Source organism: Gemmobacter lutimaris, assembly GCF_003570715.1.
Taxonomy (GTDB): Bacteria; Pseudomonadota; Alphaproteobacteria; order Rhodobacterales; family Rhodobacteraceae; genus Gemmobacter; species Gemmobacter lutimaris.
In genome coordinates this window covers 44,555-70,748 of the sequence record NZ_QXXQ01000009.1, presented here as the reverse complement: position 1 = coordinate 70,748, position 26,194 = coordinate 44,555, and the positions used below count along the sequence as shown (strand labels likewise).

Annotated in this window: 20 protein-coding genes; 9 read left to right on the top strand and 11 right to left on the bottom strand. The window is 58.4% G+C overall.

Going from position 1 to position 26,194, the window contains the following annotated elements:
* The first annotated feature begins 4 nt into the window (after positions 1 to 4).
* From D2N39_RS15230 to addA, 4 genes are read left to right on the top strand one after another with little or no spacing between them, the layout of a single operon-like run.
* Positions 5 to 991 carry an aminoglycoside phosphotransferase family protein gene (locus D2N39_RS15230; RefSeq protein WP_233557196.1) on the top strand — a complete coding sequence of 329 codons (987 nt, stop codon included), beginning with the start codon at positions 5 to 7 and terminating at the stop codon, positions 989 to 991.
* Positions 967 to 1,674 (top strand): nucleotidyltransferase family protein, encoded by a 708-nt coding sequence (locus tag D2N39_RS15225; RefSeq protein WP_119135633.1) that lies wholly within the window; start codon positions 967 to 969, stop codon positions 1,672 to 1,674. The genes D2N39_RS15230 and D2N39_RS15225 overlap by 25 nt, the downstream gene beginning before the upstream one ends.
* Entirely contained in the window at positions 1,667 to 4,594 is a 2,928-nt protein-coding gene (gene addB, locus D2N39_RS15220; RefSeq protein ID WP_119135723.1) for a double-strand break repair protein AddB, read from the top strand. Before D2N39_RS15225 ends, addB begins: the two co-directional genes overlap by 8 nt.
* The gene (gene addA, locus D2N39_RS15215; protein ID WP_119135632.1) at positions 4,591 to 7,911 is read left to right on the top strand and encodes a double-strand break repair helicase AddA; all 3,321 of its coding nucleotides are present in this window, start codon (positions 4,591 to 4,593) and stop codon (positions 7,909 to 7,911) included. Before addB ends, addA begins: the two co-directional genes overlap by 4 nt.
* On the opposite strand, the gene D2N39_RS15210 is transcribed toward addA, so the two are convergent.
* Both D2N39_RS15210 and D2N39_RS15205 read right to left on the bottom strand, forming a co-directional pair.
* Entirely contained in the window at positions 7,908 to 8,777 is an 870-nt protein-coding gene (locus tag D2N39_RS15210) for a ribokinase (protein ID WP_119135631.1), read from the bottom strand. The genes addA and D2N39_RS15210 overlap by 4 nt on opposite strands.
* A 16-nt stretch (positions 8,778 to 8,793) precedes the next feature.
* Positions 8,794 to 11,049, bottom strand: coding sequence for an NADP-dependent malic enzyme (locus D2N39_RS15205; protein WP_119135630.1), 2,256 nt, complete (start codon positions 11,047 to 11,049; stop codon positions 8,794 to 8,796).
* A gap of 129 nt (positions 11,050 to 11,178) precedes the next feature.
* Between D2N39_RS15205 and mutS the strand changes: the two genes are divergently transcribed.
* Positions 11,179 to 13,818 (top strand): DNA mismatch repair protein MutS, encoded by a 2,640-nt coding sequence (gene mutS, locus D2N39_RS15200; RefSeq protein WP_119135629.1) that lies wholly within the window; start codon positions 11,179 to 11,181, stop codon positions 13,816 to 13,818.
* Positions 13,819 to 13,854: 36 nt separating this feature from the next.
* Here mutS and D2N39_RS15195 read toward each other — a convergent pair whose 3' ends face one another.
* Complete coding sequence (locus tag D2N39_RS15195) at positions 13,855 to 14,388, bottom strand: nucleotide exchange factor GrpE (RefSeq protein ID WP_119135722.1); 534 nt, start codon at positions 14,386 to 14,388, stop codon at positions 13,855 to 13,857.
* Between the two features lie 20 nt (positions 14,389 to 14,408).
* Positions 14,409 to 15,482: a heat-inducible transcriptional repressor HrcA gene (hrcA, locus tag D2N39_RS15190; RefSeq protein ID WP_119135721.1), complete on the bottom strand. Its 1,074-nt coding sequence runs from the start codon at positions 15,480 to 15,482 to the stop codon at positions 14,409 to 14,411.
* Between the two features lie 118 nt (positions 15,483 to 15,600).
* Here hrcA and rph point away from each other — a divergent pair, with 118 nt between their 5' ends.
* Genes rph through D2N39_RS15170 form a run of 4 tightly spaced genes read left to right on the top strand, consistent with a single transcriptional unit; the run spans position 15,601 to position 18,472 of the window.
* On the top strand, positions 15,601 to 16,314 hold the full coding sequence (gene rph, locus D2N39_RS15185) for a ribonuclease PH (RefSeq protein ID WP_119135628.1): 714 nt from the start codon (positions 15,601 to 15,603) through the stop codon (positions 16,312 to 16,314).
* Positions 16,314 to 16,919, top strand: coding sequence for an RdgB/HAM1 family non-canonical purine NTP pyrophosphatase (gene rdgB, locus D2N39_RS15180; protein WP_119135627.1), 606 nt, complete (start codon positions 16,314 to 16,316; stop codon positions 16,917 to 16,919). Before rph ends, rdgB begins: the two co-directional genes overlap by 1 nt.
* Complete coding sequence (gene hemW / locus D2N39_RS15175; protein WP_119135720.1) at positions 16,916 to 18,118, top strand: radical SAM family heme chaperone HemW; 1,203 nt, start codon at positions 16,916 to 16,918, stop codon at positions 18,116 to 18,118. The genes rdgB and hemW overlap by 4 nt, the downstream gene beginning before the upstream one ends.
* Entirely contained in the window at positions 18,119 to 18,472 is a 354-nt protein-coding gene (locus D2N39_RS15170) for a YbaN family protein (protein ID WP_119135626.1), read from the top strand.
* Here the strand turns inward: D2N39_RS15170 and D2N39_RS15165 are convergent.
* The 7 genes from D2N39_RS15165 to hemJ all read right to left on the bottom strand — a co-directional run bounded on the left by D2N39_RS15165 (position 18,447) and on the right by hemJ (position 25,806).
* Positions 18,447 to 19,340, bottom strand: coding sequence for a ParB/RepB/Spo0J family partition protein (locus D2N39_RS15165; RefSeq protein WP_119135625.1), 894 nt, complete (start codon positions 19,338 to 19,340; stop codon positions 18,447 to 18,449). The two genes, D2N39_RS15170 and D2N39_RS15165, sit on opposite strands and share 26 nt — an antisense overlap.
* Before the next feature lie 2 nt (positions 19,341 to 19,342).
* Positions 19,343 to 20,158, bottom strand: coding sequence for a ParA family protein (locus D2N39_RS15160; protein WP_119135624.1), 816 nt, complete (start codon positions 20,156 to 20,158; stop codon positions 19,343 to 19,345).
* Complete coding sequence (gene rsmG, locus D2N39_RS15155; protein WP_267899582.1) at positions 20,151 to 20,768, bottom strand: 16S rRNA (guanine(527)-N(7))-methyltransferase RsmG; 618 nt, start codon at positions 20,766 to 20,768, stop codon at positions 20,151 to 20,153. Before rsmG ends, D2N39_RS15160 begins: the two co-directional genes overlap by 8 nt.
* Entirely contained in the window at positions 20,765 to 22,630 is a 1,866-nt protein-coding gene (gene mnmG, locus D2N39_RS15150) for a tRNA uridine-5-carboxymethylaminomethyl(34) synthesis enzyme MnmG (RefSeq protein ID WP_119135719.1), read from the bottom strand. The genes rsmG and mnmG overlap by 4 nt, the downstream gene beginning before the upstream one ends.
* Before the next feature lie 11 nt (positions 22,631 to 22,641).
* Positions 22,642 to 23,934 carry a tRNA uridine-5-carboxymethylaminomethyl(34) synthesis GTPase MnmE gene (mnmE, locus tag D2N39_RS15145; protein ID WP_119135622.1) on the bottom strand — a complete coding sequence of 431 codons (1,293 nt, stop codon included), beginning with the start codon at positions 23,932 to 23,934 and terminating at the stop codon, positions 22,642 to 22,644.
* 24 nt (positions 23,935 to 23,958) lie between these two features.
* On the bottom strand, positions 23,959 to 25,230 hold the full coding sequence (rho, locus tag D2N39_RS15140) for a transcription termination factor Rho (RefSeq protein WP_119135621.1): 1,272 nt from the start codon (positions 25,228 to 25,230) through the stop codon (positions 23,959 to 23,961).
* Positions 25,231 to 25,356: 126 nt separating this feature from the next.
* Complete coding sequence (gene hemJ / locus D2N39_RS15135; RefSeq protein WP_119135620.1) at positions 25,357 to 25,806, bottom strand: protoporphyrinogen oxidase HemJ; 450 nt, start codon at positions 25,804 to 25,806, stop codon at positions 25,357 to 25,359.
* Positions 25,807 to 26,194: the final 388 nt, after the last annotated feature.

The following is a 26,194-nucleotide window of genomic DNA, read 5'->3' as shown; positions in this document are numbered from 1 at the left end:
CCTCATGCTTGATCAGGCTGGCTGGAAAGCGGCCGTTCGGCAGCACCTTTCCGGCGATGCCTCGGATCGCAGCTATCTGCGGCTGATCCTGAACCAAAAAACTGCGATCCTCATGGATGCCCCCCCCGGAAAGGGTGACGATCCGCGTGATTTCGCCCGGATCGCCAGCCATCTGCGCGCGTTGGGCCTTTCGGCGCCAGAAGTGATTGCGGCCGATTTCGATCATGGTTTTCTGCTGCTGGAAGACTTGGGCGACGGCATCTTTGCCCGGCTTGTGGCTGAGGATCCTGCCCGCGAACTGCCCCTGTATCAGGCAGCATCAGGGGTTCTATTGCACCTTCAGTCCGCCCCCGCGCCAGAATCGCTGCCCGATCTTTCTGCGGCGGACTGGGCCGAAGCGGCAACCTTTGCGCTCGACTGGTATCGACGCGCTATTCTTGGCGATCCGGGCGATCGGGAGGCATTTATTCAATGTCTGACCGAAACACTGGTCCGGCTTGCCGACGGCCCGCGTGTGCTGATCCTGCGGGATTATCACGCGGAAAACCTGCTGTGGATGGATCAACGGACGGGTTTGGCACAAGTCGGACTGCTGGATTTCCAACTCGCCCAGATGGGCCAGCCCGTCTACGATCTGGTGTCGCTTTTGCAGGATGCCCGCCGTGATGTAGCGCCGGAAACCGAGGCGGCGGTCCGGGAGGAGTTCCGCAAGGCGCTCCACCTGCCCGCCGACAGCTTTGCCGCCGGATACGCCGCTTTGGGCGCGCAGCGCGCCTTGCGTATCCTCGGGATCTTCGCAAGGCTGTGCATGGTTGCAGGGAAACCCGGCTATCTGCGCCTCGTGCCCCGGGTCTGGGGCCAATTGCAGCGCAATCTTTCCCACCCGGAACTGGCGGAGCTTGCCCGGCTTTGTGCGCGGCTTTTGCCAGAACCGACACCTGAGGCCCTTGCAAGGATCGAAAGCCGATGCCCCGAACTCCCGAAGCCGTGATGCTGTTTGCTGCCGGGTTGGGTACGCGGATGGGCGCGTTGACAGCAGACCGGCCCAAACCGATGATCGAAGTTGCGGGCCGCCCGCTCATTGATCATGCGCTGGATCAGGTGGATGCGATCGCGGCAAAGCGGATCGTCGTCAACCTGCATTACCGGCCCGAAGCAATCCGCCGCCATCTGGCCGACCGTGCCAATATTGCCTTTTCCGACGAAAGCGGCAGCATTCTGGAAACTGGCGGCGGTTTGAGGGCCGCCCTGCCGCTGCTGGGTCCGGGGCCCGTATTCACCCTGAACAGCGATGCCGTCTGGACCGGGTCGCCCGCATTGGCGCAGTTGGCCGCGCATTGGGACCCGGATCGGATGGATGCCCTGCTGCTCTTGCTGCCGGCCCCGCATGCAACCGGATTTCGCGGCAATGGCGACTTTTTTCTGGATACAAACGGGCGGATCGCCCGCGCCTCAGGTGCGTCAGGCTATGCCTATCTGGGTGCGCAAATCCTGTCCCCGACAAGAATTTCCGCAATATCAGACACTGTTTTTTCATTGAACCGTCTTTGGGACATCGCGATTGCCGAAGGGCGTGCCTATGGCCTTGTCCATCAGGGTGGCTGGTGCGATGTCGGGCGGCCTGAAGGAATTGCCGAAGCCGAGGCGCTGCTGGCGCGAACCGCAGATGTTTGAGTCCGGACAGCCGCGTATTTTCGCCCTCCCTCCGGGTGCCGACTTTCCGGCAGAGCTGGTTCGTGGCTTGCGGGAAAGGCTGGCAGGTTCGCCCCCCGAAGCGATGGCCAATGTCCAACTTTTCGTGAACACACAGCGCATGCGCCGTCGGATTACCGAAATTTTTGCGGCCTCCGGCCCCGGTCTATTGCCACAGATCCGCCTGATCACCGATCTTGATACAGAGGCGGCACTGGAGGGGATTCCGCCCGCAGTTTCACCGCTGCGCCGACGTCTGGAGCTGACACGCCTGATTGCGCATCTGCTTGATGCTGCCCCGGATCTTGCCCCGCGTGCCGCGCTTTACGATCTTGCCGACAGCCTTGCGACCCTCATGGACGAAATGCAGGGCGAAGGCGTGCCGCCCGAGGCGATTGCGGCGCTGGATGTTTCGAACCATTCCGCGCACTGGACGCGAACACAGCAATTCCTGAGCATCGTCCAGCCATTTTTCGGCACGGATGAGGCCCCCGACCCAGAGGCCCGTCAGCGCCGGACAGTCGAGGCGCTGGCGGCGCGCTGGGCTGTTGCCCCTGCGGAAGGTCCGGTCATTGTCGCCGGTTCCACCGGGTCGCGTGGCACGACGCTGCGCTTCATGCAGGCGGTCGCGGCGCTGCCGCAGGGCGCGCTGGTGCTGCCGGGATATGACTTTGATTTGCCTGTTCCGGTCTGGGAGGGGATGTCCGACGCGCTGACAGCAGAAGATCATTCACAGTTTCGTTTTCGCCGGATGATGGATGTTCTGGGATTTCAGCCGACAGATGTGATGCGCTGGACGGCAACACGCGCCCCGAACCCGGCGCGGAATGCATTGGTGTCGCTTTCCTTACGGCCTGCGCCAGTCACAGATCAATGGCTGAGCGAAGGACAGGGCCTGAAAGATCTGGCCAAGACGACCGCGGAATTGACACTGATCGAGGCTGAGTCTCCACGCGATGAGGCATTGGCTGTCGCGCTGATCCTGCGCAAAGCGGTTGAGGATGGCCGAACAGCCGCATTGATCACGCCCGACCGCAACCTGACGAGACGCGTTACTGCCGCGCTGGATCGCTGGGGCCTCGTGCCCGACGATTCCGCCGGACGACCACTTGCGCTATCAGCACCGGGACGCCTGCTGCGCCATGTGGCGCGCATTCTGGGCGAAAAACTATCCGGCGAAGCACTTCTGACCATTCTGAAACACCCGTTGGCGGCAAGCGGCGGCGATCGCGGAAGCCATCTTCGACTGACCCGCGATCTGGAGCTTCATCTGCGCCGCTATGGACCGCCCTTCCCGGACAGCACGATGCTGCGGCATTGGGCGGAGGCACGGAACGACCCATTGGCGGAACCTTGGGCCGCATGGATCTCAGAGTTTCTCGGCCTTGCTGAACGGACATGCGGCGGACCGCTATCGAGCGTTCTGTCTCAACATCTGGCCATAACAGAGACTGTTTCGCGTGGTCCATGGGGTATGGATACCGGCGAGCTATGGCGGGAAGCCGCAGGTGAGGCCGCCAGCACCCAGATTGCTGCCTTGCAGGCCGAAGCAGATGCAGGAGGCGATCTTGCGCTGCACGACTACCGTAATCTGTTTGAAGCCATCCTGAACCGTGGCGACGTGCGGGACGAGGTTTTGGGGCATCCCGGACTGATGATCTGGGGCACGCTGGAGGCACGGGTCCAAGGTGCTGATCTGGTGGTCCTCGGCGGATTGAATGACGGTATATGGCCGCAACTGCCCCCGCCCGACCCATGGCTGAACCGCAAGATGCGCAAGGATGCGGCTCTGTTATTGCCGGAACGGCGTATTGGCCTTGCCGCGCATGACTATCAGCAGGCGATTGCGGCGGGCGAAGTTTTTCTGACCCGTGCGCGCCGCGATGCGGATGCGGAAACCGTTCCGTCACGCTGGCTCAACCGGCTGACGAATCTGCTGGATGGTCTACCCGAGGCCGGCGGACAAGCCGGGCTTGTTGACATGCGCGCCCGTGGCCGCACCTGGCTTGCGCTCGCACGGCGCTTGGAACGGCCAGAGACACAAGTTCCCTCCGCCCCGAGGCCAGCCCCCCGTCCGCCAGTTACGGCCCGGCCAAAAGAACTGGCACTGACGCGTATTTCCACACTGATCCGCGATCCCTATGCGATTTATGCCCGCTATATATTGCGGCTCCATAAACTAGACCCACTGCATCGTGAATCTGATGCGCGATTGCGTGGATCTGTCTTGCACAAGATCCTGGAGCGTTTTGTGAAAGACCGCACCACGGAAACCCCTGAGGCCGCCGTTTCGCGGCTAGTCACCCTCGCGGCGGAAGTTCTGGAGGCGGAAGTACCATGGCCAGCGGCACGGGTGTTGTGGTTGGCTCGGATCAGCCGCGCTGCGAATTTCTTCATCAGCCACGATGGCGCCGATGGAGGCGTGCCCGTCAGCCTGGAACAGCGCGGGCGCATCAAGCTGGAGCCGATGGATTTCGAGTTGTTCGGCACACCCGACCGCATCGACCTGCTCCCCGATGGTCGCTTGCACATTCTGGACTACAAGACCGGCACGCCCCCGACAAAGAGACAGCAGGAACAATTCGACAAACAGTTGCTGCTGGCTGCGGCCATGGCCGAACGCGGGGCCTTTGGCGAAATTGGCCCGGCCGAGGTTGCGCGGATCACCTATGTCGGACTCGGCACCAACCCAAAACTGGAGACCACGGCACTGACTCCTGCCGATCTGGGTAAAGTCTGGGAGGATCTGCATCGCCTGATTCAGCGCTATCAACGCCGCGATACAGGTTACACAGCGCGACGCGCCGTCTTTGCCAGCCGTTTTCCGGGTGACTACGACCATCTCGCCCGCTTCGGCGAGTGGGATATGACAGATGCCGCGACCCCGGAGGATGTGGGATGAGCCGCAATGCTGCCAGCGAGCGCCAAGTCCAGGCCGCAGACCCAGGCTGGTCAACGTGGCTTTCCGCAAACGCCGGGTCCGGCAAGACCCGTGTATTGACGGATCGTGTCGCCCGGTTGCTGCTATCCGGCGTGGAACCGGGCCGCATTCTGTGTCTCACCTATACCAAGGCTGCCGCATCGGAAATGCAGAACCGGCTGTTTCAGCGTCTGGGTGAATGGGCAATGAAGCCCGATGCAGAGTTGCGGGAAGCCTTGCAAAATCTGGGAGCGGCGGCGCCCGTTTCACGTGAAACACTTTCCGAAGCACGCCGCCTGTTCGCTCGGGCAATCGAAACCCCCGGCGGCTTGCGCATCCAGACCATCCACAGCTTTTGCGCCAGCCTGCTGCGCCGCTTTCCGCTGGAAGCCGGCGTATCACCACAGTTCACGGAACTGGATGAGCGCGCGGCGAAACTACTGCGCGACGAAATCGTCGAGGATATTGCTGCGGGGCCCCATTCGGATGCTGTTGCGGCACTGGCAGCCATTTACACCGGGGAGGATTTTGCAAGCCTCACCGCAGAAATCGCCCGCCATGCCGGGGGCCTCTCGCGCCCGCTGGATGATGCCGGTTGCCTGTCATTATTTGGCCTTCCGCCGAATTTCACCCATGACCGCTTGCTGGCAGAGGTTTTCCTGGGCGCAGAGGCCGATCTGCTGACTGAAACGGCCCGCATCCTGCTGACAGGATCGACCAATGACCAGCGCGCCGGGGCAAAACTTGCCTCCATCGACCTTGACAAGCCTGACGCAAAGACCTTGGCCGCGCTGGAGGACGTGCTGCTGTTCAGCGGAACCGTAAAGGAAGAAAGCAAGAGGTTTACCGCAAAAGGCGATCAGATCGCCACGAAGGCGACACAGCCAAAACTCGCCCCGCTCTCTGCCGCTCTGAATGCACTCATGCTGCGCATTGAAATGGCAAGACCCAGGCGGCTTGCGCTTTCTGCGGCAGATCGCACCACGCGGCTGCACCGTTTCGCTGCAAGCTTTCTTCCGGCATATGAACGGCGCAAGGCACTGCGTGGCGCGCTGGATTTCGATGACCTGATTTCGCGCGCCAAGGCTTTGCTCACGGACCCATCGGTCGCACAATGGGTGCTGTTCCGGCTGGATGGAGGAATCGACCACATTCTCGTCGATGAAGCGCAGGATACTTCACCCGATCAATGGAAGGTGATCGAGCTTCTGGCGCAGGAATTCACCGCGGGCACAGGTGCACGCGATCTGGAGCGGACAATCTTTGTCGTTGGCGATCAGAAGCAGTCCATATACTCTTTCCAAGGCGCGGACGTGTCGGCTTTCGCAGAAATGCGCGAAGCCTTTGCAGGTCGTTTGCGTGCCGCTCAGGCCCCTTTCAATGCGCTGGATCTGGAATATTCCTTTCGGTCTTCGCAGGCGATCCTGCGGCTGGTTGACCAGACCTTCCCCCCGCATCTGCACCCTGATCTGGGCGGACCGTCGCATCACATTGCCTTTCGGGACAGCATGCCCGGCTGGGTGGAAATCTGGCCCCACATTGCACCCGCGGACACGCCGGAGGATGGCGACTGGGCCGACCCCGTTGATCTGGTAAGCCACGAACATCACAACGCCATTCTTGCGCGCCAGATTGCCGGGCGCATCGGCGAGATTTTGGCCAGTGGCACCATGATCCCGGAAGGCAACGGCGCCCGACCTGTGCATGCCGGTGACTTTCTGATTCTAGTGCGCCGCCGATCACCGCTGTTCTCTGAAATCATCCGGGCCTGCAAGGCAGCCCAGCTACCGATTGCCGGTGCAGACCGGCTTCATCTTGGTGGCGAGATCGCGGTGAAGGACCTGACCGCGCTTTTGGCATTTCTGGCGACACCAGAGGATGATCTGGCACTGGCGGAACTGTTGCGCTCACCGCTTTGCGGCTGGACCGAACAGCAGCTTTACGCATTGGCGCAGCCACGAAAAGGCTACCTGTGGGAGGCGCTTCGGGCGGAAACAGAGACCTGTTCCGATACGCTTTCCATGCTGCACGATCTGCGCGATCAGGCGGATTTCCTGCGCCCCTTCGATTTGATCGAACGGGCTCTGACGCGCCATGACGGGCGACGCCGACTCTTGGCGCGGCTTGGCGAAGAAGCCGAGGACGGCATTGATGAACTGTTGTCGCAGGCGCTGGCCTATGAACGAAACGATGTGCCCAGTTTGACCGGCTTTCTGACCTGGCTCCAGACGGATGACATTCAGGTAAAGCGTCAGATGGAAACCGGCGGGCGCAAGATCAGGGTCATGACGGTGCATGGCTCCAAGGGGCTTGAGGCGCCGATCGTGATATTGCCGGATACGGCGGATATGACCGCGAATGACCGCGACGAGTTGTTCCTGCTGAACGATACCGCGATCTGGCGCACACCAACTGACGCGAGCCCCCCGGAAATCACCCGCCTCCGCAGCGAGCGCGCGCGCCGTAGCCGCGCCGAGGAAATGCGGTTGCTTTACGTTGCCATGACGCGGGCACAATCCTGGTTGATCGTCGCCGCAGCCGGCAAGCTGGCGTCACAATCCGCAAAACCCGAGACAGACAGGCTACCCGCCTGGTATGATCTGATCCGCGCAGGTGCCGAAAAGATTGGCGCCATGCCCTCTGGTCGCGGTCGCCTGATTTATGAGTTCGGCACATGGCCCGCGTCGGAACCGGCTTCAGCGGCCCACACCGCAGAAGATACCACCATAGACTTGCCGGATTGGGCAAGGCGCCCCGCACCACCTGCGGCCCGCGCCCCTCAAGTGCTGAACCCCAGCAAGCTTGGTGGTGCAAAGGTCTTGTCCGGGGATGTTGAGGGCGAAAGTCACGATGCCAAGACCCGCGGAACCTTGCTCCATGCATTGTTCGAACACCTGCCGGGTCTTTCTCCTGAACGCCAGATACGGTTTGCCGAGGCCCTTGTGCCGGCCCCACTCCTGCGTGATGCCTTGCTGGCCGAAGCCCTTGCTGTCATTGGCAGACCTGAATTCAAGCAGATTTTCGCATCAACGACACTTCGTGAAGTCTCTGTCGTTGCGGAAATCGAGGGTCAACGAATGGCTGGTGCGATTGATCGGCTGATCGTTTTGCCCGAACGGGTTATCGCTGTCGATTTCAAATCAAATATGATCGTGCCACAATCTGCTGCGGAAATCCCTGAAGGGCTCATCCGTCAGATGCGCGCCTATCGGGCCGCACTTGCCCAGATCTACCCAGACCGCAGCATTGAAACGGCGCTGCTTTGGACGCGCAGCGCCTGTCTGATGCAGGTGGATTAGGTGCCCAGGTTAGTCAGAAAAGCCGTAACTTCAGCCGCCGTTGGTATCGCCTGCGCGGCGCCTGTGCGGGTAACTTGTATGGCCGCCGCCGCCGCCGCGCGCCGCATGGCCTCTGCGCGATCCATTCCCAGATCCAGCGCCGCAATCAATGTGCCAATGAAGGTGTCTCCAGCGCCAGTAGTATCAACGGGCTCCACCCGGAAGGACGGCATGAAAAGAGGCTCTGCACGGGCGGAAATCCACTCTGCGCCCTCTGCACCACGAGTGATGATGCAATCGACGGAGGGCAAGCTGCCAAAGGCAGCATGCAGCTCGGCCGCCTCACCCTCATTCATGACCAGCAAGGATACATGATCCAAAACGGCGCGCACGGCCTGAAGGTCGAATGGGGCAGCGGAATAGACGACACGCAGCCCCTTGGCATTGGCCAGCGCCGCAGCCTCGACCTGTGCTGAAGTTTCATTTTGCAGCAGCAGGCTGTCGCCAGCCACGGCCTGACCCAGTGCTACCGTGACAAGCTCCGCAGTCATCATCCGGTTGGCGCCGGGGTAGATCACAATGCTGTTTTCCGCCTCTGGATCAACATTGATCACCGCATGGCCGGTCGGTTCGGTCAATCGCGTGATGGACCCTGTGTCCACCCCGTATTCAGCCATCAAGGCCAGCAACCAGTCACTTCCCGGTCCCACGGCCCCAATGTGGCGGCACATGGCTCCTGCCCGCGCCGCAGCGACGGACTGGTTCGCCCCCTTACCGCCCAGCCCTTGCGAAAAGGTCAATGCAGACAGCGTTTCGCCCGGTTTGGGTAGATGCGGCACCTGATACACAAGATCGATATTGATCGAGCCCAGATTGTAGATCGCCATGCCGCACCCCGCGCCTTTAGCCGATATTACAGGCAGCCAGCGCCGCCATGTTCAGGATGTCATTCACCGTCGAATTGGTCGAGCAAATCTGGATCGGCTTCTTCACCCCGGTCAGGATCGGCCCGATGACCGTGGCACCAGCCATCTCCTGCATCAGCTTGACCGATATCGAAGCCGAATGCCGCGCCGGAACGACAAGGATATTTGCCGGGCCAGACAGGCGGCAGAACGGATATTGCGCCATCGTCTGCGCATTCAGCGCGACATCCACGGTCATTTCGCCATCATATTCGAAATCGACCTTCATCTGGTCCAGAACCTTCGGCGCTTCGTGCATCTTGGTCGCACGTTCCGAGACCGGATAACCGAAGGTCGAAAAACTCACGAAGGCCACGCGCGGCTCGATGCCAAGGCTGCGCGCCACTCCGGCCGAGCGAACCGCAATCGTGGCGAGGTCCTCCGGCTCTGGCCATTCATGCACCAGTGTATCGCTGATCAGGATGATACGGCCCTTGTGCAGAAGCGCGGTCACACCAACGGCCCCGTCTGCGGCCTTCGCATCGAAGACATGATTGATCAGGCTCAGCACATGCGCGGATTTCCGGGTAGCCCCGGTTACCAGCGCATCGCCATGTCCATGCGCCAGCATCAGCGCCGAGAAAACATGCCGGTCGCGGGTTGCCAGGCGCCGGATGTCGTGGCTGTCAAACCCTTGCCGTTGCAGCCTTTTGTAGAGGAAGTCACGATACTGATCGAGATGCCGGGAATTGGCGGCATTCACCACCTCAAGCTCACGCACGGCATCCTGCAGGCCCGATGTCTCCAGCTTTTCGCGCACATCCGCTTCGCGTCCGACCACCAGCGCCCGACCAAGGCCAGACCGCTGGTAGGCAACAGCCGCGCGCAGAACACGCGGATCATCGCCTTCCGCGAAGATCATCCGCGCCTGGGCTGCCTTGGCGCGGGCGTGCACACCCTGAAGGATCGAGGCCGTCGGGTCCATCCGGGCCTTCAGGCTTGCCTCGTACCCCCTCAGATCAATGATCGGACGACGCGCAACGCCGGTATCCATCCCCGCTTTGGCTACGGCAGGGGGGATGACATGAATCAGGCGGGGGTCGAAGGGGGTCGGGATGATATAATCGCGCCCGAAGCTGAGTTTGCGGCCATAGGCCATCGCCACCTCATCCGGCACGTCTTCGCGCGCGAGGGCGGCCAACGCCTTGGCGCAGGCAATCTTCATCTCGTCATTGATGGCGCGGGCGTGAATGTCCAGCGCGCCCCGGAACAGATAGGGGAAGCCCAGGACATTGTTGACCTGATTGGGGTAGTCGCTGCGCCCCGTCGCCACGATGGCATCGGCACGCACCGCGTGCGCCTCTTCGGGGGTAATTTCGGGGTCCGGATTGGCCATGGCGAAGATCACCGGATTGTCAGCCATCGAGGCCACCATTTCCGGCGTCACCGCGCCCTTGGCCGAAACGCCAAGGAACACATCGGCGCCCATCATTGCCTCTTCCAGCGTCCGGGCATCCGTACGCGCGGCATGGGCGGATTTCCACTGGTTCATGCCCTCGGTCCGGCCTTGCCAGATCACACCCTTGGTGTCGCACATGATGCAGTTGTCATGCTGCGCGCCCATTGCCTTCAGGAGTTCCAGACAGGCAATCCCCGCTGCCCCGGCCCCGTTGAGGACAATCTTCACATCCTCGATCTTCTTGCCGCTGATCTCCAGCGCGTTGAGCAGACCGGCAGCACAAATAACGGCTGTGCCGTGCTGATCGTCATGGAACACCGGAATGTCCATGATCTCTTTCAGCCGCTGTTCGATGATGAAACACTCGGGCGCCTTGATGTCCTCGAGATTGATGCCCCCGAAAGTCGGCCCCATCAGGCGGACAGCCTGAATGATTTCATCCGGGTCTTCAGTATCCAACTCGATGTCGATGGCATTCACATCGGCGAAGCGCTTGAACAGGACGGCCTTGCCTTCCATCACCGGCTTGGAGGCCAACGCGCCCAGATTGCCCAGACCGAGGATCGCCGTGCCGTTCGAGACGACCGCGACCATATTGCCCTTCACCGTATAGTCATACGCGGTTTCCGGCCGTTCCGCGATGGCCTGCACGGGCACGGCCACGCCAGGACTGTAGGCAAGCGAAAGATCGCGCTGGGTTGCCATCGGGGTCGAGGCGACGATGTCGTATTTGCCGGGGCGCGGTTCCAGATGGTAAGCGAGCGCCTCTTCGGGGGTGATCTTGGTCTTGGTCATCAGGGGGCCATCCTGTGGGGTTATCCTGCCCTCTTACCGCCCTCGTGTCCTTGTGCCAATTGCGGTTTGTCGCTTTTCGCCGCGTTTCGCCTTTTGTAGGGTCACCCTTGCCGATGGAAGGGGACGAGTGTGACCGACGACAGCGTAACGCCGATGATGGCGCAATATCTGGAGATCAAGGCGCAATATGCCGATGCGATCCTGTTCTACCGGATGGGCGACTTCTACGAGATGTTCTTTGACGATGCCGTCGCAGCGTCAGAGGCGTTGGACATTGCGCTGACCAAACGCGGCTTTCATCTGGGGGAGCCGATCCCGATGTGCGGCGTGCCCGTTGTGGCCGCCGAAGGCCATTTGCTGTCGCTGATCCGCAAAGGGTTTCGCGTGGCGATTGCCGAACAGATGGAAGATCCGGCCGAAGCCAAGAAGCGCGGATCAAAATCCGTAGTCCGGCGCGATGTGGTGCGGCTGGTCACTCCCGGAACGCTGACCGAGGATTCCCTGCTGGAGGCACGGAGGCACAATTTCCTGTGCGCCTGGGCCGAAATCCGGGAAGAAGGGGCGCTGGCTTGGACTGATATTTCCACTGGCGAATTGCGCGTAATGCCCTGCACGAGGCCGCGGCTGGCGCCGGAACTTGCCCGCCTGATGCCACGCGAAATTCTGGTGGCAGAAATGGCAGAGGCGTCTGTGCGCGATGTGGCTGCGGATCTTGGCGCGGCTGTAACTGAGATTGCCCGTGCGGCTTTCGACTCGGCTGGCGCCGAGCGCCGTCTTTGCACCCTTTGGCAGGTTGCGACTCTGGATGCCTTCGGCGCCTATGGACGCGCCGAAATTGCCGCAATGGGCGCGCTGGTCGATTATCTGGATCTGACCCAACGCGGCAAGCTGCCATTGTTGCGCCCGCCGGTCCGCGAAGCATTGGGCGGCGCCATGCTGATTGACGCGGCGACACGACGCAATCTTGAGATTACGACCTCCATGTCCGGCGGCCGCACGGGATCCTTGTTAGAGGCTGTGGATCGCACCGCAACAGCAGGCGGCGCGCGCCTGTTGGAGCGCAGGCTGTCCGCACCGTCGCGCGACCTGTCGGTGATTGATGCCAGGCTGGACTCGGTTGCCTATCTGATCGAGCACTCCGCTTTGCGCGCCAGCCTGCGCGAAGCATTGCGCCGCGTGCCCGACATTGACCGGGCCCTTTCGCGTCTTGCCCTTGACCGGGGCGGCCCTCGCGACCTTGCAGCCATCCGCAATGGCCTGTTTCAAGCACAATTGATTGCGGAACGGATGGCAGGCAACGGGGATGCAGTTCTGCAAGAGGCAGCTGAGTCCCTGATCGGAAATGACGAGGTAATTTCCATTTTAAATCAATCCCTTATCGAGGACCCTCCCCTTCTCGCCCGTGATGGCGGCTTCGTGGCTGCGGGTTTTGATCCTGATTTGGACGAAACCCGGAAGCTCAGGGACGAAGGCAGAGCCGTCATTGCGGGAATGCAGGCACAGTATGCGTCAGAAACTGGCGTACAGAGCCTGAAAATCAAACATAACAACGTGCTCGGATACTTCATCGAAGTTACCGCAACCCATGCGGAAAAGATGATGTCGCAGCCATTGTGCGAGACGTTCATACATCGGCAAACCACAGCAAATCAGGTACGCTTTACAACACTCGCCCTAAGCGAGTTGGAAACCCGCATCCTGAATGCGGGAAATCATGCGCTTGAACTTGAGAAGCAACACTTCAACCGCATGCGCAATCTGGTTCTGGCAACGGCGGGCACCATAGGCATCGCAGCGCGAGGGCTTGCCGAACTGGATGTTGCTGCCGCATTTGCCGATCTGGCATCCGGTGAAGGCTGGGCCCGCCCTAAGGTAGACGCCACACATGCGTTCCATATCGAAGCTGGCCGGCACCCTGTCGTGGAACGCGCGTTGCGCCGTCAAGGCGCAGCCGCATTTGTGGCAAACGACTGTGCATTGACTGCACAAGACGCCCCAGCGATCTGGTTGTTGACGGGCCCGAATATGGCGGGCAAATCTACATTTCTACGCCAAAACGCGCTGATCACCTTGTTGGCACAATGCGGCTCATTCGTGCCCGCGGCAGCCGCCCATATTGGGTTGGTCAGTCAGTTGTTCAGCCGCGTAGGAGCATCAGACGATCTTGCACGCGGGCGCTCGACCTTCATGGTCGAAATGGTCGAAACTGCTGCGATTCTTAATCAGGCGGATGACCGTGCATTTGTGATTCTGGACGAGATCGGCAGAGGAACAGCAACTTACGACGGGCTTTCCATCGCTTGGGCAACTCTGGAGCATCTGCATGACGCGAACCGCTGCCGCGCCCTTTTTGCCACGCACTATCACGAGATGACCTCTCTGGCGCAAAAACTTTCAGGTGTTGAAAATGCGACAGTCAGCGTGAAGGAATGGAAGGGCGATGTAATCTTCCTTCACGAGGTACGACGCGGCGCGGCGGACCGATCCTATGGGGTACAGGTCGCGAAACTGGCCGGGCTACCGGAGCCAGTTATTGAAAGAGCCAAGGTCGTTCTGGAAGCCCTCGAATCCGGGGACCGCGATGGCGGAGCCAGACGGAAGACGCTGGTCGATGATCTGCCATTGTTTCGCGTAGCGCCTCAGGCCACGATCACACCTGCCCGGACTTCAGTTCTGGAGGATCGGCTCAAGGACATCAACCCTGACGAACTGTCTCCTATTGCAGCACTAAATCTTGTTTACGAACTGAAAAAGGCGCTGGCGGAATAGCCAGCGCCCATTGTTTCACGTGAAACACATATCTGCTCAGGATGCAGTATTGGAGCTGACCCCAACCTGAGCCGGGCGGAGAAGCCGGTCATGGATCATGAATCCTTCGGTCATCACCTGTATGATCTGGCCAGCCTTTGTTCCGGGCAAAGGCGCCTCGAACATAGCCTGATGCAACTGCGGGTCGAAAACCTGGCCAATCTCGGGGACAACCAGAGAAATCCCATGTTTGTTGAGAACTGCCAGCAACTCGCGCAGGGTCAACTCGATCCCTTCTATAAGGGCAGCGGATTGATCACGCGACTCCTCAGGCACCGCATTGAGTGCCCGCCGCAGATTATCATAAACCGGAAGCATATCGCGCGCGAGCTTCGAGCCGCCATATTGCTCGGCCTCACGGCGATCACGCTCCCCACGCTTGCGCGCATTTTCCGCATCCGCAAGGGCACGCATGAACTTGTCACGGAAGGCGTCACGCTCGGAGCGGATCGCCTCAAGCTCGTCCGCACCAATGAACTCTTCGAGTTCGTCAAGATTTAGCTCAGGGCTCGATGCACGTTCATCAGCCATCTTCATATCCTTTGTCGCTTCTAACCCCGGTTACGGTCTGACATCAATCGACTTACCAACTGCGCCGTATAATCGACAACCGGAACGACGCGCCCGTAATTCAACCGCGTCGGACCGATCACACCAACCGCACCGATGATCTTCCGATCAGCGTTCATATAGGGAGAGACCACCAGAGAGGAACCCGAAAGTGAAAAGAGTTTGTTCTCAGACCCAATAAAAATCTTAACCCCATCTCCCGCTTCAGTCAGATCGAGAAAATCCGCCAGATCGCGCGTCCTTTCCAGATCGTCAAAAAGGCGCCTTACCCGTTCAAGATCGTCGGCTTCCTGGGTTCCGTCCAGAAGATTGGCCCGGCCGCGAACAATCAGACGCTCACCGCTTTCACCGGCGTTTTCCCAAAGTGCGATACCGCTTTCGACCAAAGCCTGTGCAAGCGCGTCGATTTCTCGTCTGCGCAGCTCCAGGTCTTGACGCACGGTGCTTCGCAAGGCGCTCAGTGTCTTGCCTCCCGCAAGTGCGTTCAGAAGGTTTGCGGCCTCCCGCATCGCCGATGGTGTCAAGCCCGGCGGCGGCGTGAAAACCCGATTTTCAACCTGACCATCGGAAAGAACCAACACCACCAACGCACGGTCCGGCCCAAGATTGACAAACTCGATATGTCGGATCTCCGCCTCGTCGTGCTTCGGGGCCACAACAATGCTGGCCCCTCGCGTAATACCCGACAACGCGGCCCCAACCCGATCGAGCGTCGCTGTCATATCTGGCGCTTCATACCCAAGGGTAGATTCCAGAATTTCACGATCCGCGTGCGTGACGGCCCCAAGTTCCAGAATGCCATCAACAAACATGCGCAACCCAAGCTGGGTCGGAATCCTGCCGGCGGAAACGTGAGGGCTGTTCAGAAGCCCTAGAAACTCCAGATCCTGCATGACGTTCCGGATCGTTGCGGCGCTTATACTCTCCGAAAATCCGCGCGTCAGCGTACGCGAGCCGACCGGATCTCCCGACTCCAGATAGGCCTCAACCACGCGGCGAAAAACTTCACGCGAGCGCTGGTTTAACTCCGTCAGGAGATTGCTGTTCGGTCCCATTTCCATATCCGCTTTGCACCAGACCCAATTAAGGAGCGGAACGCCGCAGCGTCAATAATAGTTGCATCCTCCATATAGGTGGCGATAGCTGAGGGCGCAAATTCACAGGATGACAATCATGCGGCCCTCCGGACGAAAGCTAGATCAACTTCGCGCAGTGAGCATCGAGACGAACACTTCGCTTCATGCAGAGGGATCCTGCCTGATCCGCATGGGGAATACCCATGTCATCTGCACCGCGACCATCGAGGACAAGACGCCACCGTTTCTCAAGAATACCGGACTGGGCTGGGTTACGGCGGAATATGGGATGCTGCCGCGCGCTACCACAAGCCGCACGCGGCGAGAAGCTGCCGCCGGCAAACAGGGCGGGCGTACGCAGGAGATACAGCGACTTATCGGCCGTGCCCTGCGCGCTGGCATAGACCGCTCGGCCCTTGGTGAAAGGCAGATCGTTATCGACTGTGATGTGATCCAGGCCGATGGCGGTACGCGTTGCGCATCCATTACTGGTGGGTGGGTCGCCTTGCGGTTGGCAGTCAATAAGTTGCTGAAGGCTGGCATCATTACGAGCGACCCTCTGATCGACAATGTCGCTGCGGTTTCCTGCGGGATCTATGCCGGGCAACCCGTTCTGGATCTGGATTACCCTGAGGATTCCGTAGCGGGCACGGATGGGAACTTTGTCCTGACAGGATCTCGCCGGCTGATCGAGGTTCAGATGTCGGCTGAAGGCTCTACTTTTACACGCGATCAAATGGCAAGTCTCCTTGACCTTGCTGAAAAGGGCATCGCAGAACTGGTTCATACACAGAATACGGCCGTCGGCTGATGCGGGCGTTTGAAGGAAAAAGGCTTCTTGTTGCAACACACAACAAGGGAAAGCTTGAGGAAATCGCAGATCTTCTGCGGCCTCTAGGCATTGAAGTTGTGTCCGCGGCCGAGTTTGGCCTGCCTGAACCCGCAGAGACAGAAGATACCTTCATCGGGAATGCCCGGATCAAGGCACATGCCGCAGCGAAAGCCACGGGTCTGCCGGCACTGGCAGACGATTCGGGGCTTTCGGTGGATGCGCTGGATGGTGCCCCCGGTGTCTATACCGCCGACTGGGCCGAGACACCTTTAGGCCGCGATTTTGAAATGGCGATGGATCGCGTTTGCAATGAGCTTGCCAGAGCACTGGCTACTCCGCCCTTCCGTGCAAGCTTCTGCTGCACATTGGTTCTCGCTTGGCCAGATGGCCACGACGAAGTCTTCGAAGGGCAGATGGCAGGACAGCTAACCTGGCCGGCAAGGGGAAGCCAAGGTCATGGCTACGACCCGATCTTTGTTCCAGACGGTTACGACCAAACATTTGGTGAAATGGATCGCTGGGAAAAGAACCGCATCAGCCATCGCGCGCGCGCATTCCAGAAGCTGATGGAGTGTTTCACGTGAAACACTCCGAAGCCACTCCCAGACCCGCTACGCAGCAACACGACGTCGAGGATTGGCGTACGGGTGGCTTCGGGCTCTATATCCACTGGCCGTTTTGCCAGTCGAAATGTCCTTACTGCGACTTCAACAGTCATGTTGCGACAAGCATCGACCAGCAAGATTGGGCAAAGGCCTATGTGCAGGAGCTTGAGAGAACAGCCGAACTGACCGGGAAACGATTGCTGAACTCGATCTATTTTGGCGGTGGCACTCCGTCTCTCATGCGTATGGATACCGTCGAGCGGATATTGGTACATGCCTCAAAGCACTGGACTTTCGCAAACGACATTGAAATTACGCTCGAGGCCAATCCCGGCTCTGTCGATGCAGCTAATTTTCGCGGCTATCACGCCGCTGGCGTAAACCGCATTTCTCTCGGGTTGCAGGCGCTTGATGACCTTGCTTTGCGCATGCTTGGCCGTATGCATACGGTAGATGAGGGCTTGCGCGCACTGTCCACGGCGCAATCCACCTTTGATCGTGTATCCTTTGACTTGATCTACACACGCCAAAATCAAACCATGGAAGGCTGGCAAAAGGAACTGGAGCGCGCCCTTTCACTCGGATCGTCCCACATGTCGCTTTATCAACTGTCCATCGAAAATGGCACGGTGTTTGGTGAGCGCTTCGCACGGGGTCAGTTGCTTGGCCTGCCTGATGAGAACCTCGGCGCGGATTTCTTCGATCTTACGCAGGACGTGATGGAGGCAGCAGGATTGCCTTCCTACGAAGTTTCCAATCATGCCCGCCCAGGATCAGAGTCACGCCACAATATGATATACTGGACAGCCGGCGACTACGCCGGTATCGGACCCGGCGCGCATGGGCGGCTTACGATCGGCGCATCACGTTACGCGACAACGATGCAGCCCTCTCCCGCTCCATGGCTTGCTCAAACACGGACCTCAGGCAATCTCGAAATGGAGAAGCTCGTCGATACTGACTGCGCGCTGGAATATCTTCTGATGGGCTTGCGACTACGGGCCGGGATCACCCTATCTCGTCTTGAGAAGATGGCCGGAAAGCGGCTTCCCCGAAATCAACTTGGCGACTTGGTTGATATGGGAATGCTTCATATCGACGAGGACATGCTTCAGGTAACCCGAAGGGGTCGTCCTTTGCTCAACGCAGTAATCGAGCAGATTGCGAGGCTGCTCTAGATGCGCATCCTATGGCTACTGATCGGGATGCTTGCCCTTGCCCTTGGATTGATCGGGATCGTCACCCCGATACTACCAACCGTTCCCTTCTTGCTTCTGTCGGCATTCTGCTTCTCCCGATCATCGGAAAGACTGCATAACTGGTTGATTACACACCCGAAATATGGGCCGCCCATCAATGCATGGCGCGAGCGTGGTGCAATCAATGCCAGAATAAAGCGTATCAGCAGCGCCTCGATGCTGGCTTCAGTGCTCTTGGCGCTCTTACTGAATTTACCTTATCTGGTGATCGCTGCACAGACTGTCGCAATGTCCCTGGCGGCGCTATTCATATGGACGCGTCCCGACGCATGACGGAAAGTGTCTGACACAGGATGTCAAGATCATCGAGTGACCGATAGCGGATGGACAATGTGCCTTCACCATCCACGCCGTGCGTAATCGTAACACTCATCCCAAGATTGGCCGAGAGATCCAGTTCCAGCGCTCTGGTGTCTGCATCCTTCTCCGCGCCCTGCGGTACCCGGCGCTTTTGCGCAGGCGCCTCCGATTTACGAACCAGATCCTCAGTCTCTCTAACCGACAGGCCCTTTGCAATAACCTCTTGCGCGACCCTTGCGGCGTCGGGATGCGTAACCAGCGCCCGGGCATGTCCCGCACTCAGCCGTCCATCCCGGACATGGCGCTGCACATCTTCCGGCAAATTGAGCAGACGTAGAAGATTGGCAATATAGCTACGGCTTTTCGACAGCGCTTCTGCCAGTTTTTCCTGCGTATGGCCAAAGCGGTCCATAAGTTGACGAAACGCCTGAGCTTCCTCAATCGCGTTAAGATCTTCGCGTTGGATGTTCTCGATTATGGCGATTTCGAGCACTTCCGTATCGTCAAAATCACGTATCAGAACAGGAAGCTCGTGCAGGTTTGCGAGTTGGGCTGCACGCCAGCGACGCTCGCCAGCAACGATCTCATAACCCGATTGCACAGCACGCACGATCAGGGGCTGCAGAACACCCTTCTGACGAATCGATGCGGCAAGATCTTCAAGATCACCATCCACAAAGCTACGCCTGGGCTGGTCGGGATTCGGGCGAATTGCCTCAATCGGCAGAACATCGGGCTTGCGGTTCGCCGTGCTCGCCTCTTGTGGATTTCCGACTGCAACGTCAGCCATAAGCGCGGACAGGCCACGGCCAAGACCACGGCGTTCAATCTTCTTTTCCATGGTCAGGCCCTTTCCTGCGCAATTCCGTGTCTTACAGCCAGCTCCAGCGCAAGCGCCCGATAGGCTTCACTACCCTTTGAGGCAGAATCATAACTCAGCACTGGCATTGCAAAGGATGGCGCCTCACTGACACGCACATTGCGAGGCACGATTGTCTTGAAAACCAGATCACCCAAGGTAGCACGCGCATCCGCCTCTACCTGCTGCGACAGGTTGTTGCGTGCGTCATGCATCGTCAGAACCACGCCTTCTATCCTCAAACCCGGGTTTGCTGCTTCTCGGACCTGCCGAATGGTCAACATGAGTTGAGACAGCCCCTCGAGCGCAAAAAACTCACTTTGCAGTGGGATAAGAACAGAATGCGCAGCGCAAAGCGCGTTCACTGTGAGCAAACTTAGGGACGGAGGGCAATCAAGAAGTACATAGTCAAGCGCGAGAGCATCAATATCGATCGCCCTCAGTGCGTCATGCAGCAGAAAGCTGCGCTTTTCGTTTGCCACAAGTTCGATATCCGCAGATGCGAGATCGGCATTTGCAGGGCAAATAAGCAGGTTCTGAATAATCGTTCCCTGAATGGCTTCCGAAATCGGCACATCATCCAGCAAGACATCGTAGGTCGTGACGGTCCGGTCCTGCGCTTCGATACCGAGTCCGGTGGATGCGTTTCCTTGCGGATCAAGGTCCACAACAAGAACGCGCGCACCAAGTTCGACCAAAGCAGCCGCGAGGTTGATGGCTGTCGTTGTTTTTCCAACGCCACCCTTCTGATTGGTGACTGCGACAATTCTTGGAAGCTTCGGTCGGCTGGGGTCAGACATGACGGATCTTCGAGAGTTTCAGGATTTCCGAGTTTGGACTCGTGATACTCGGGAAACGCTCAAGATCAAAGTGCCAATGCTGCAACGCAACCTCAATCTCTTGCGAAGCCATTGCACCTTTTGGAAAAACACCAATTCCTCCCGAACCCAGCAGTCGTTCGGCCATTCCACAAAGATCGGTCAGAGGTGCAAGCGCCCGCGCGGAAACCACATCTGCTTTCAATTCTGGCAGATCTGCAATCCTGCACGAGTGAATCGACACAGGAAGTGAAAGCTCCATAACCACTTGTCGCAGAAATGTTGCCTTGCGTTGATCTGCTTCGACAAGATCAAACGCAATACTCTGCTCCAGATCCTTGCTGAGTATTGCGACAACCAGACCAGGTAAACCACCACCGGAGCCAATATCCACCCAGCGCCGCGCAGATGCAGGCAAGAGCTTGATCAACTGCGCGGAATCCGCAATGTGCCGCGACCAGATTTCCGAAATTGTACCACGCGCAACAAGATTGATAGCCTTGTTCCACTTTTCCAGCATTGCGACATACCGGACAAGCGCATCAGATGTTTCACGTGAAACATCAAAGCCAATATCTATCGGGATGCTCAAGACGCAATCCGGGCGGGTTTCGCCTTTGAAACCATAGACATGATCAAGACCAGTGCCGCAGGTGTCATTCCCTCTATCCTGCTCGCCTGCCCAATATTCGCGGGTCTTACCCTGCAAAGTTTGTCTGCAAGTTCGTTGGACAAGCCGGAAATGGCCCGATAATCGAGCGATTCAGGGATGAGGTTTTCTTCATCCTGCCGGATCGCAGCCACGTCTGCCCTCTGACGATCTGCAAAAGCATCGTAAAGTGCATCGACCCGAATCTGCGCCTGTATATCTTCTGGCAAAGTGTCAAATTCCGCAGACAGCCCGCGTAAATGTTCTGGCCCGACATCGGGGAAGGTCAGCAATTGTAGCGCCGAGCGCCGCCCCCCATCCGGGCTAACAGAAATACCCAAGGCAGCAGCCTCCCTCGGCGTCATCGAACGGTTGGAAAGTGCCTCTTTGCCTTGTGACAACTGCAATGCCTTGGCAGCATACATATTCCAACGCGCATCCGACACACAGCCAATATTGCGACCTTTCTCCGTAAGCCGTTGATCTGCGTTATCTGCCCGCAACAACAAACGAAACTCAGCACGCGAGGTAAACATGCGGTAGGGCTCTGTAACTCCAAACGTGAGAAGATCGTCGATCATCACGCCAATGTAGCTGTCAGTACGAGAGAATATCACTGGATCTTGATTCTGCGCCGCAGCGGCAGCATTCAAACCCGCAACCAAACCCTGAGCGGCCGCCTCTTCATAGCCGGTCGTTCCGTTGATCTGGCCAGCAAAATACAACCCATCCAGCGCGCGTGTTTCAAGTGTGGGTTTCAATCCTCTTGGATCGAAGAAATCATATTCAATCGCATATGCTGGCTGAAGAATTCGAGCCTGCTCCAAGCCCTTGATGGACCTGACGTAAGCCTCCTGAACTTCGACTGGAAGCGAACTCGAAATTCCGTTCGGGTAGACAGTATGATCCTCTAAGCCTTCTGGTTCCAAAAAGACCTGATGACTGATCTTGTCTGCAAACCGTACGACCTTGTCTTCGATCGACGGGCAATACCGCGGGCCGACACCCTCTATATGACCGCCATACATCGCTGATCGGTCAAGATTCTGCCGAATGATGTCGTGCGTCCGTTCGTTTGTGTGTGTGATTCCACATGAAATCTGCCTCACAAACGGTTTTTTGTGAGAAAATGAAAACATTACGGGATCAGCATCGCCGTCTTGCCGATCCAGATCGGACCAATCGATACTGCGCCCATCCAACCGGGGCGGCGTGCCTGTCTTGAGTCTGCCGCGCGGCAAATCAAAAGCGGCCAACCGTTCCGCCAACAGAACAGATGGCCTATCCCCCATCCTCCCGGCGCTACGCTGGATATCTCCGATATGGATGATGCCGTTCAGAAATGTTCCAGCCGTAAGAACGACCCGGTCTGCAGATATCTCGCTTTGATCTGCAAGCACGACACCACGCACCCTGCTGTTTATGGCTTGGATGTCAGCAACTTCACCTTCAATAATCGAAAGATGCTCATAAGCAGAAAGCGCCGCGCGCATCTCGGTGCGATAGATTTGCCGGTCCGCCTGCGCGCGCGGTCCCTGCACCGCAGGCCCCTTCCGTCGATTCAACAGCCGAAACTGGATGCCTGCACGATCGGCGATGCGGCCCATAACGCCATCCATCGCGTCAATTTCGCGCACGATATGGCCCTTGCCCAAGCCACCTATCGCCGGGTTGCAGGACATCGTGCCGATGTCAGCCATCCGCAACGTCACCAAAGCCGTGCGTGCACCCATGCGGGCCGCTGCCGCAGCCGCTTCACATCCGGCATGCCCCGCGCCGATAACGATGACATCGAAATGTTTCACGTGGAACACTCCTACTTCCCGATGCAGAAACTCGAGAATATCTCCCCGAGAACATCTTCAACGCCGATCCTGCCGATCAGCATATCCAAAGACCTGCTTGCCGCGCGAAGAGATTCGGCGACCAGCTCAACGCGGCTATCATACCCGCTCAGCCAGCCGAGTGCGACCGTCAAAGAATCGACCGCATTCATCAGAGAAAGCCTCTGCCGCTCCCGTATCAGAAGCGATTCGCCATCGTAACGACCGCTTAGATTGGAGCCAATCAACTCGACCAGTTTGTCCAACCCTTGCCCGGTTTTACCTGACACAGACAGAGCGTCTGTATCGCCATGCAGATCTGCCTTACCAAGAATGACAATGTCACCTTCCCGCTTCATAAGCGGCAGAATCTCTTCAGGCGTTTCCAGCAAAAAAACGCGAAGATCGGCCTGTGCAGCCCGATCCTTCGCACGCGCAATCCCGATGCCTTCAACCACGTCTTCTGTATCGCGTAAACCCGCAGTATCCAGCAACGTCACAGGAAGCCCGCGAATGTCCATGCGGACTTCGATCACATCCCGTGTCGTTCCTGCGACCTCAGAGGTAATTGCTGCGTCCCGCCCCGCCAGGGCATTCAGCAAAGTCGATTTTCCGGCGTTCGGTGCACCGACAATCGCAACCTCGAACCCCTGCCTGACCCGTTCCGCACCTACCGAGGCTGAAATTTCCTTCTTCATCTCAGAAAGAAGTACTTCGATCAGCCCACGCACCTCGGGCTCCACGTCAACAGGGACATCCTCGTCAACAAAATCGATCGTCGCCTCGATAAGCGCAGCAGCCCGAAGCAGTCGACCCCTCCACGCTTCGACACGCTGACCAATATGCCCAGAAAGAACTCGGACAGCCTGCCTCCGCTGCGCTTCTGTTTCCGCATCAATCAGATCAGCCAAAGCTTCGACCTGCGCGAGGTCAAGACGACCATTCTGGAGCGCGCGGCGGGTGAATTCTCCGGGCCCGGCAGGCCGCAGACCTTCGATTCCTGAAAGAGCGCGCAAGACGGCGGCCGTTACCGCAATAGATCCATGGATCTGAAATTCCGCGACGGGTTCGCCGGTAAAGCTGCGCTCGGCACCAAACAGTAGCAGCAGACCTTCATCCAGCACTTCGCTGCCCAACATGATCTTGCGCAGCGCTACCTGTCGTTCAATTGGCAACGCAACGCGGGTCAGAATCCGCGCAGCCTCAAATGCTGCCGGACCCGATACCCGAATGACAGCTACGCCCGCGCGCCCGCGGGCAGAGGCCAAAGCAAAGATCGTGTCCATACCGAACCCTGCACCGAAATCTGATCAGGTGTTCATAGAATCGAAGAATTCCGAATTGCTCTTGGTCTGCTTCAGTTTGCCGATCAGGAACTCGATGGCATCCGTGGTGCCCATCGGGTTCAGGATACGACGCAGCACATAGGTTTTTTGCAGATCCGCCTTCTCGACCAGCAGGTCTTCTTTCCGGGTGCCGGATTTGAGAATATCCATGGCCGGGAAGACCCGCTTGTCCGCAACCTTGCGATCCAAAACGATCTCGCTGTTGCCAGTGCCCTTGAATTCTTCAAAGATCACCTCATCCATCCGGCTGCCGGTGTCGATCAACGCCGTCGCAATGATGGTCAGCGAGCCACCTTCCTCGATGTTCCGCGCAGCACCGAAGAACCGCTTCGGTCGTTGCAGCGCATTGGCATCCACACCGCCTGTCAGCACCTTGCCGCTCGACGGTACAACCGTATTGAAGGCCCGGCCCAGACGCGTGATTGAATCAAGCAGGATCACCACATCCCGTTTGTGTTCAACCAGTCGCTTGGCTTTTTCGATCACCATTTCCGCAACCGCAACGTGCCGCGTCGCCGGTTCGTCGAAAGTCGAAGAGACCACCTCGCCCTTCACCGACCGCTGCATGTCGGTCACCTCTTCCGGCCGCTCGTCGATCAGCAGAACGATCAGATAGCATTCCGGGTGGTTCATCTCGATGGAATGGGCGATGTTCTGCAACAGCACAGTCTTGCCGGTGCGCGGCGGCGCCACGATCAACGCACGCTGACCCTTGCCGATCGGTGCGACCAGATCAATGATGCGGGCAGAACGATCCTTGATCGTCGGGTCCTCGATCTCCATCTTCAAGCGCTCATCAGGATATAGCGGCGTCAGATTGTCGAAATGGACCTTGTGCTTGGCCTTCTCCGGGTCGTCGAAATTGATCCGCTCGGCCTTCACCAGGCTGAAATAGCGCTCATTGTCTCGCGGCCCCTGAATAACACCGGAGATCGTATCCCCCGTGCGTAGACTGAACACGCGGATCATCTCGGGGCTGACATAAATGTCGTCTGGGCCGGGCAGATAGTTGGCCTCAGGGCTGCGCAGGAAGCCGAAACCGTCCTGCAACACCTCCAGAACGCCGTCGCCACCGATCTCCCAGCCTTCCTCGGCATGTTCCTTCAGGATCGAGAACATCATCTCGCCCTTCCGCATGGAAGGCGCGTTCTCAATCTCCCATTCTTCCGCCATCGCCAGCAGCTCTGCCGGGGTTTTGGCTTTCAGATCGGAAAGGTTCAGCCGTTCAAGGGTCATGGGAAATCGTCCATCCACGAAAGCCCCCTCGGGGGCCCGGATCGTTCTGTCATCGGGAAAGGCATCAGGCCGGACGGCCCTGCTCAGTCGCTCACATAAGCGGGCGACCCGCCAGAGTCAACAAAATCAGAACTTCACGATCACCGAGGCAACAATGATGATCATCAATAGCGTCGGAACCTCATTCATCATCCGATAGGTTCTGCCAGTGCGAACATTCGTGCTGGCGGCAAAATCCTTCCGGCGCGCGGCCAGCCACATGTGAAACCATGTCATCCCTAGCACACTTGCCGCTTTGCTCCAGGGCCAGACCATAGACCAGTCAATGATCCCTGGTGTGAAAACCAGGGCCAGACCAAAGATCCAGGTCGCAATCATTGCAGGGTTCATGATGGCTTTCAGCAACCGCCGTTCCATGACCTGAAACAACGCATCCGTGTCATCCCCGGCCTGCACCTTCTCGACATGATAGACATACAGTCGCGGCAGGTAGAACAATCCTGCCATCCAGCTGATGACCGAGATGACATGAAGAAATTTTACCCAAGGATAGGCCCCAGCCAGAAAGTCACCCATGCCTCTCTCCTTCTGTTGTTACCTCTTATTAATAAAAGAAAGAGAAAAAGGAATGATGTGATTGGTAGCGTGGATAACAGGATTGGCTACATGCCCCCCAGTCTTGTCCACATTTTTCCGGCCGTGGATAACTTGCCTGTTCACAGGGAATTCTTCTGCCAAGATCATTATTTTTTGTTTAATAACAATGTACTATATATTCACAGTCAGAAGCTGACTCTGTCCTGATCCTGTGGGTTGCAAAACTTTCCAGCGATGACCGAAGCCACTTCCCACAGGTGGACAAAACGTGCAGTTTGCTTGACAAACCGGCGTTGCAGCCGCCAATCCTTGCCAAGGCTGACGATGCCCCCAGTTTGGGCCTAGAGAACAAACCGAGATTTTCCAC

What these genes read in the sequence shown, in the direction of transcription:
- D2N39_RS15165 (WP_119135625.1), bottom strand. Translation starts at nt 19,340, where the DNA reads ATGGAAAAGAAGATTGAACGCCGTGGTCTTGGCCGTGGCCTGTCCGCG.
- D2N39_RS15230 (WP_233557196.1), top strand. Translation starts at nt 5, where the DNA reads ATGCTTGATCAGGCTGGCTGGAAAGCGGCCGTTCGGCAGCACCTTTCC.
- addB (WP_119135723.1), top strand. Translation starts at nt 1,667, where the DNA reads ATGTTTGAGTCCGGACAGCCGCGTATTTTCGCCCTCCCTCCGGGTGCC.
- mnmE (WP_119135622.1), bottom strand. Translation starts at nt 23,934, where the DNA reads ATGGACACGATCTTTGCTTTGGCCTCTGCCCGCGGGCGCGCGGGCGTA.
- addA (WP_119135632.1), top strand. Translation starts at nt 4,591, where the DNA reads ATGAGCCGCAATGCTGCCAGCGAGCGCCAAGTCCAGGCCGCAGACCCA.
- D2N39_RS15205 (WP_119135630.1), bottom strand. Translation starts at nt 11,049, where the DNA reads ATGACCAAGACCAAGATCACCCCCGAAGAGGCGCTCGCTTACCATCTG.
- D2N39_RS15160 (WP_119135624.1), bottom strand. Translation starts at nt 20,158, where the DNA reads ATGTCTGACCCCAGCCGACCGAAGCTTCCAAGAATTGTCGCAGTCACC.
- hemJ (WP_119135620.1), bottom strand. Translation starts at nt 25,806, where the DNA reads ATGGGTGACTTTCTGGCTGGGGCCTATCCTTGGGTAAAATTTCTTCAT.
- D2N39_RS15210 (WP_119135631.1), bottom strand. Translation starts at nt 8,777, where the DNA reads ATGGCGATCTACAATCTGGGCTCGATCAATATCGATCTTGTGTATCAG.
- rdgB (WP_119135627.1), top strand. Translation starts at nt 16,314, where the DNA reads ATGCGGGCGTTTGAAGGAAAAAGGCTTCTTGTTGCAACACACAACAAG.
- rph (WP_119135628.1), top strand. Translation starts at nt 15,601, where the DNA reads ATGCGGCCCTCCGGACGAAAGCTAGATCAACTTCGCGCAGTGAGCATC.
- rho (WP_119135621.1), bottom strand. Translation starts at nt 25,230, where the DNA reads ATGACCCTTGAACGGCTGAACCTTTCCGATCTGAAAGCCAAAACCCCG.
- hrcA (WP_119135721.1), bottom strand. Translation starts at nt 15,482, where the DNA reads ATGGGACCGAACAGCAATCTCCTGACGGAGTTAAACCAGCGCTCGCGT.
- D2N39_RS15225 (WP_119135633.1), top strand. Translation starts at nt 967, where the DNA reads ATGCCCCGAACTCCCGAAGCCGTGATGCTGTTTGCTGCCGGGTTGGGT.
- D2N39_RS15170 (WP_119135626.1), top strand. Translation starts at nt 18,119, where the DNA reads ATGCGCATCCTATGGCTACTGATCGGGATGCTTGCCCTTGCCCTTGGA.
- D2N39_RS15195 (WP_119135722.1), bottom strand. Translation starts at nt 14,388, where the DNA reads ATGGCTGATGAACGTGCATCGAGCCCTGAGCTAAATCTTGACGAACTC.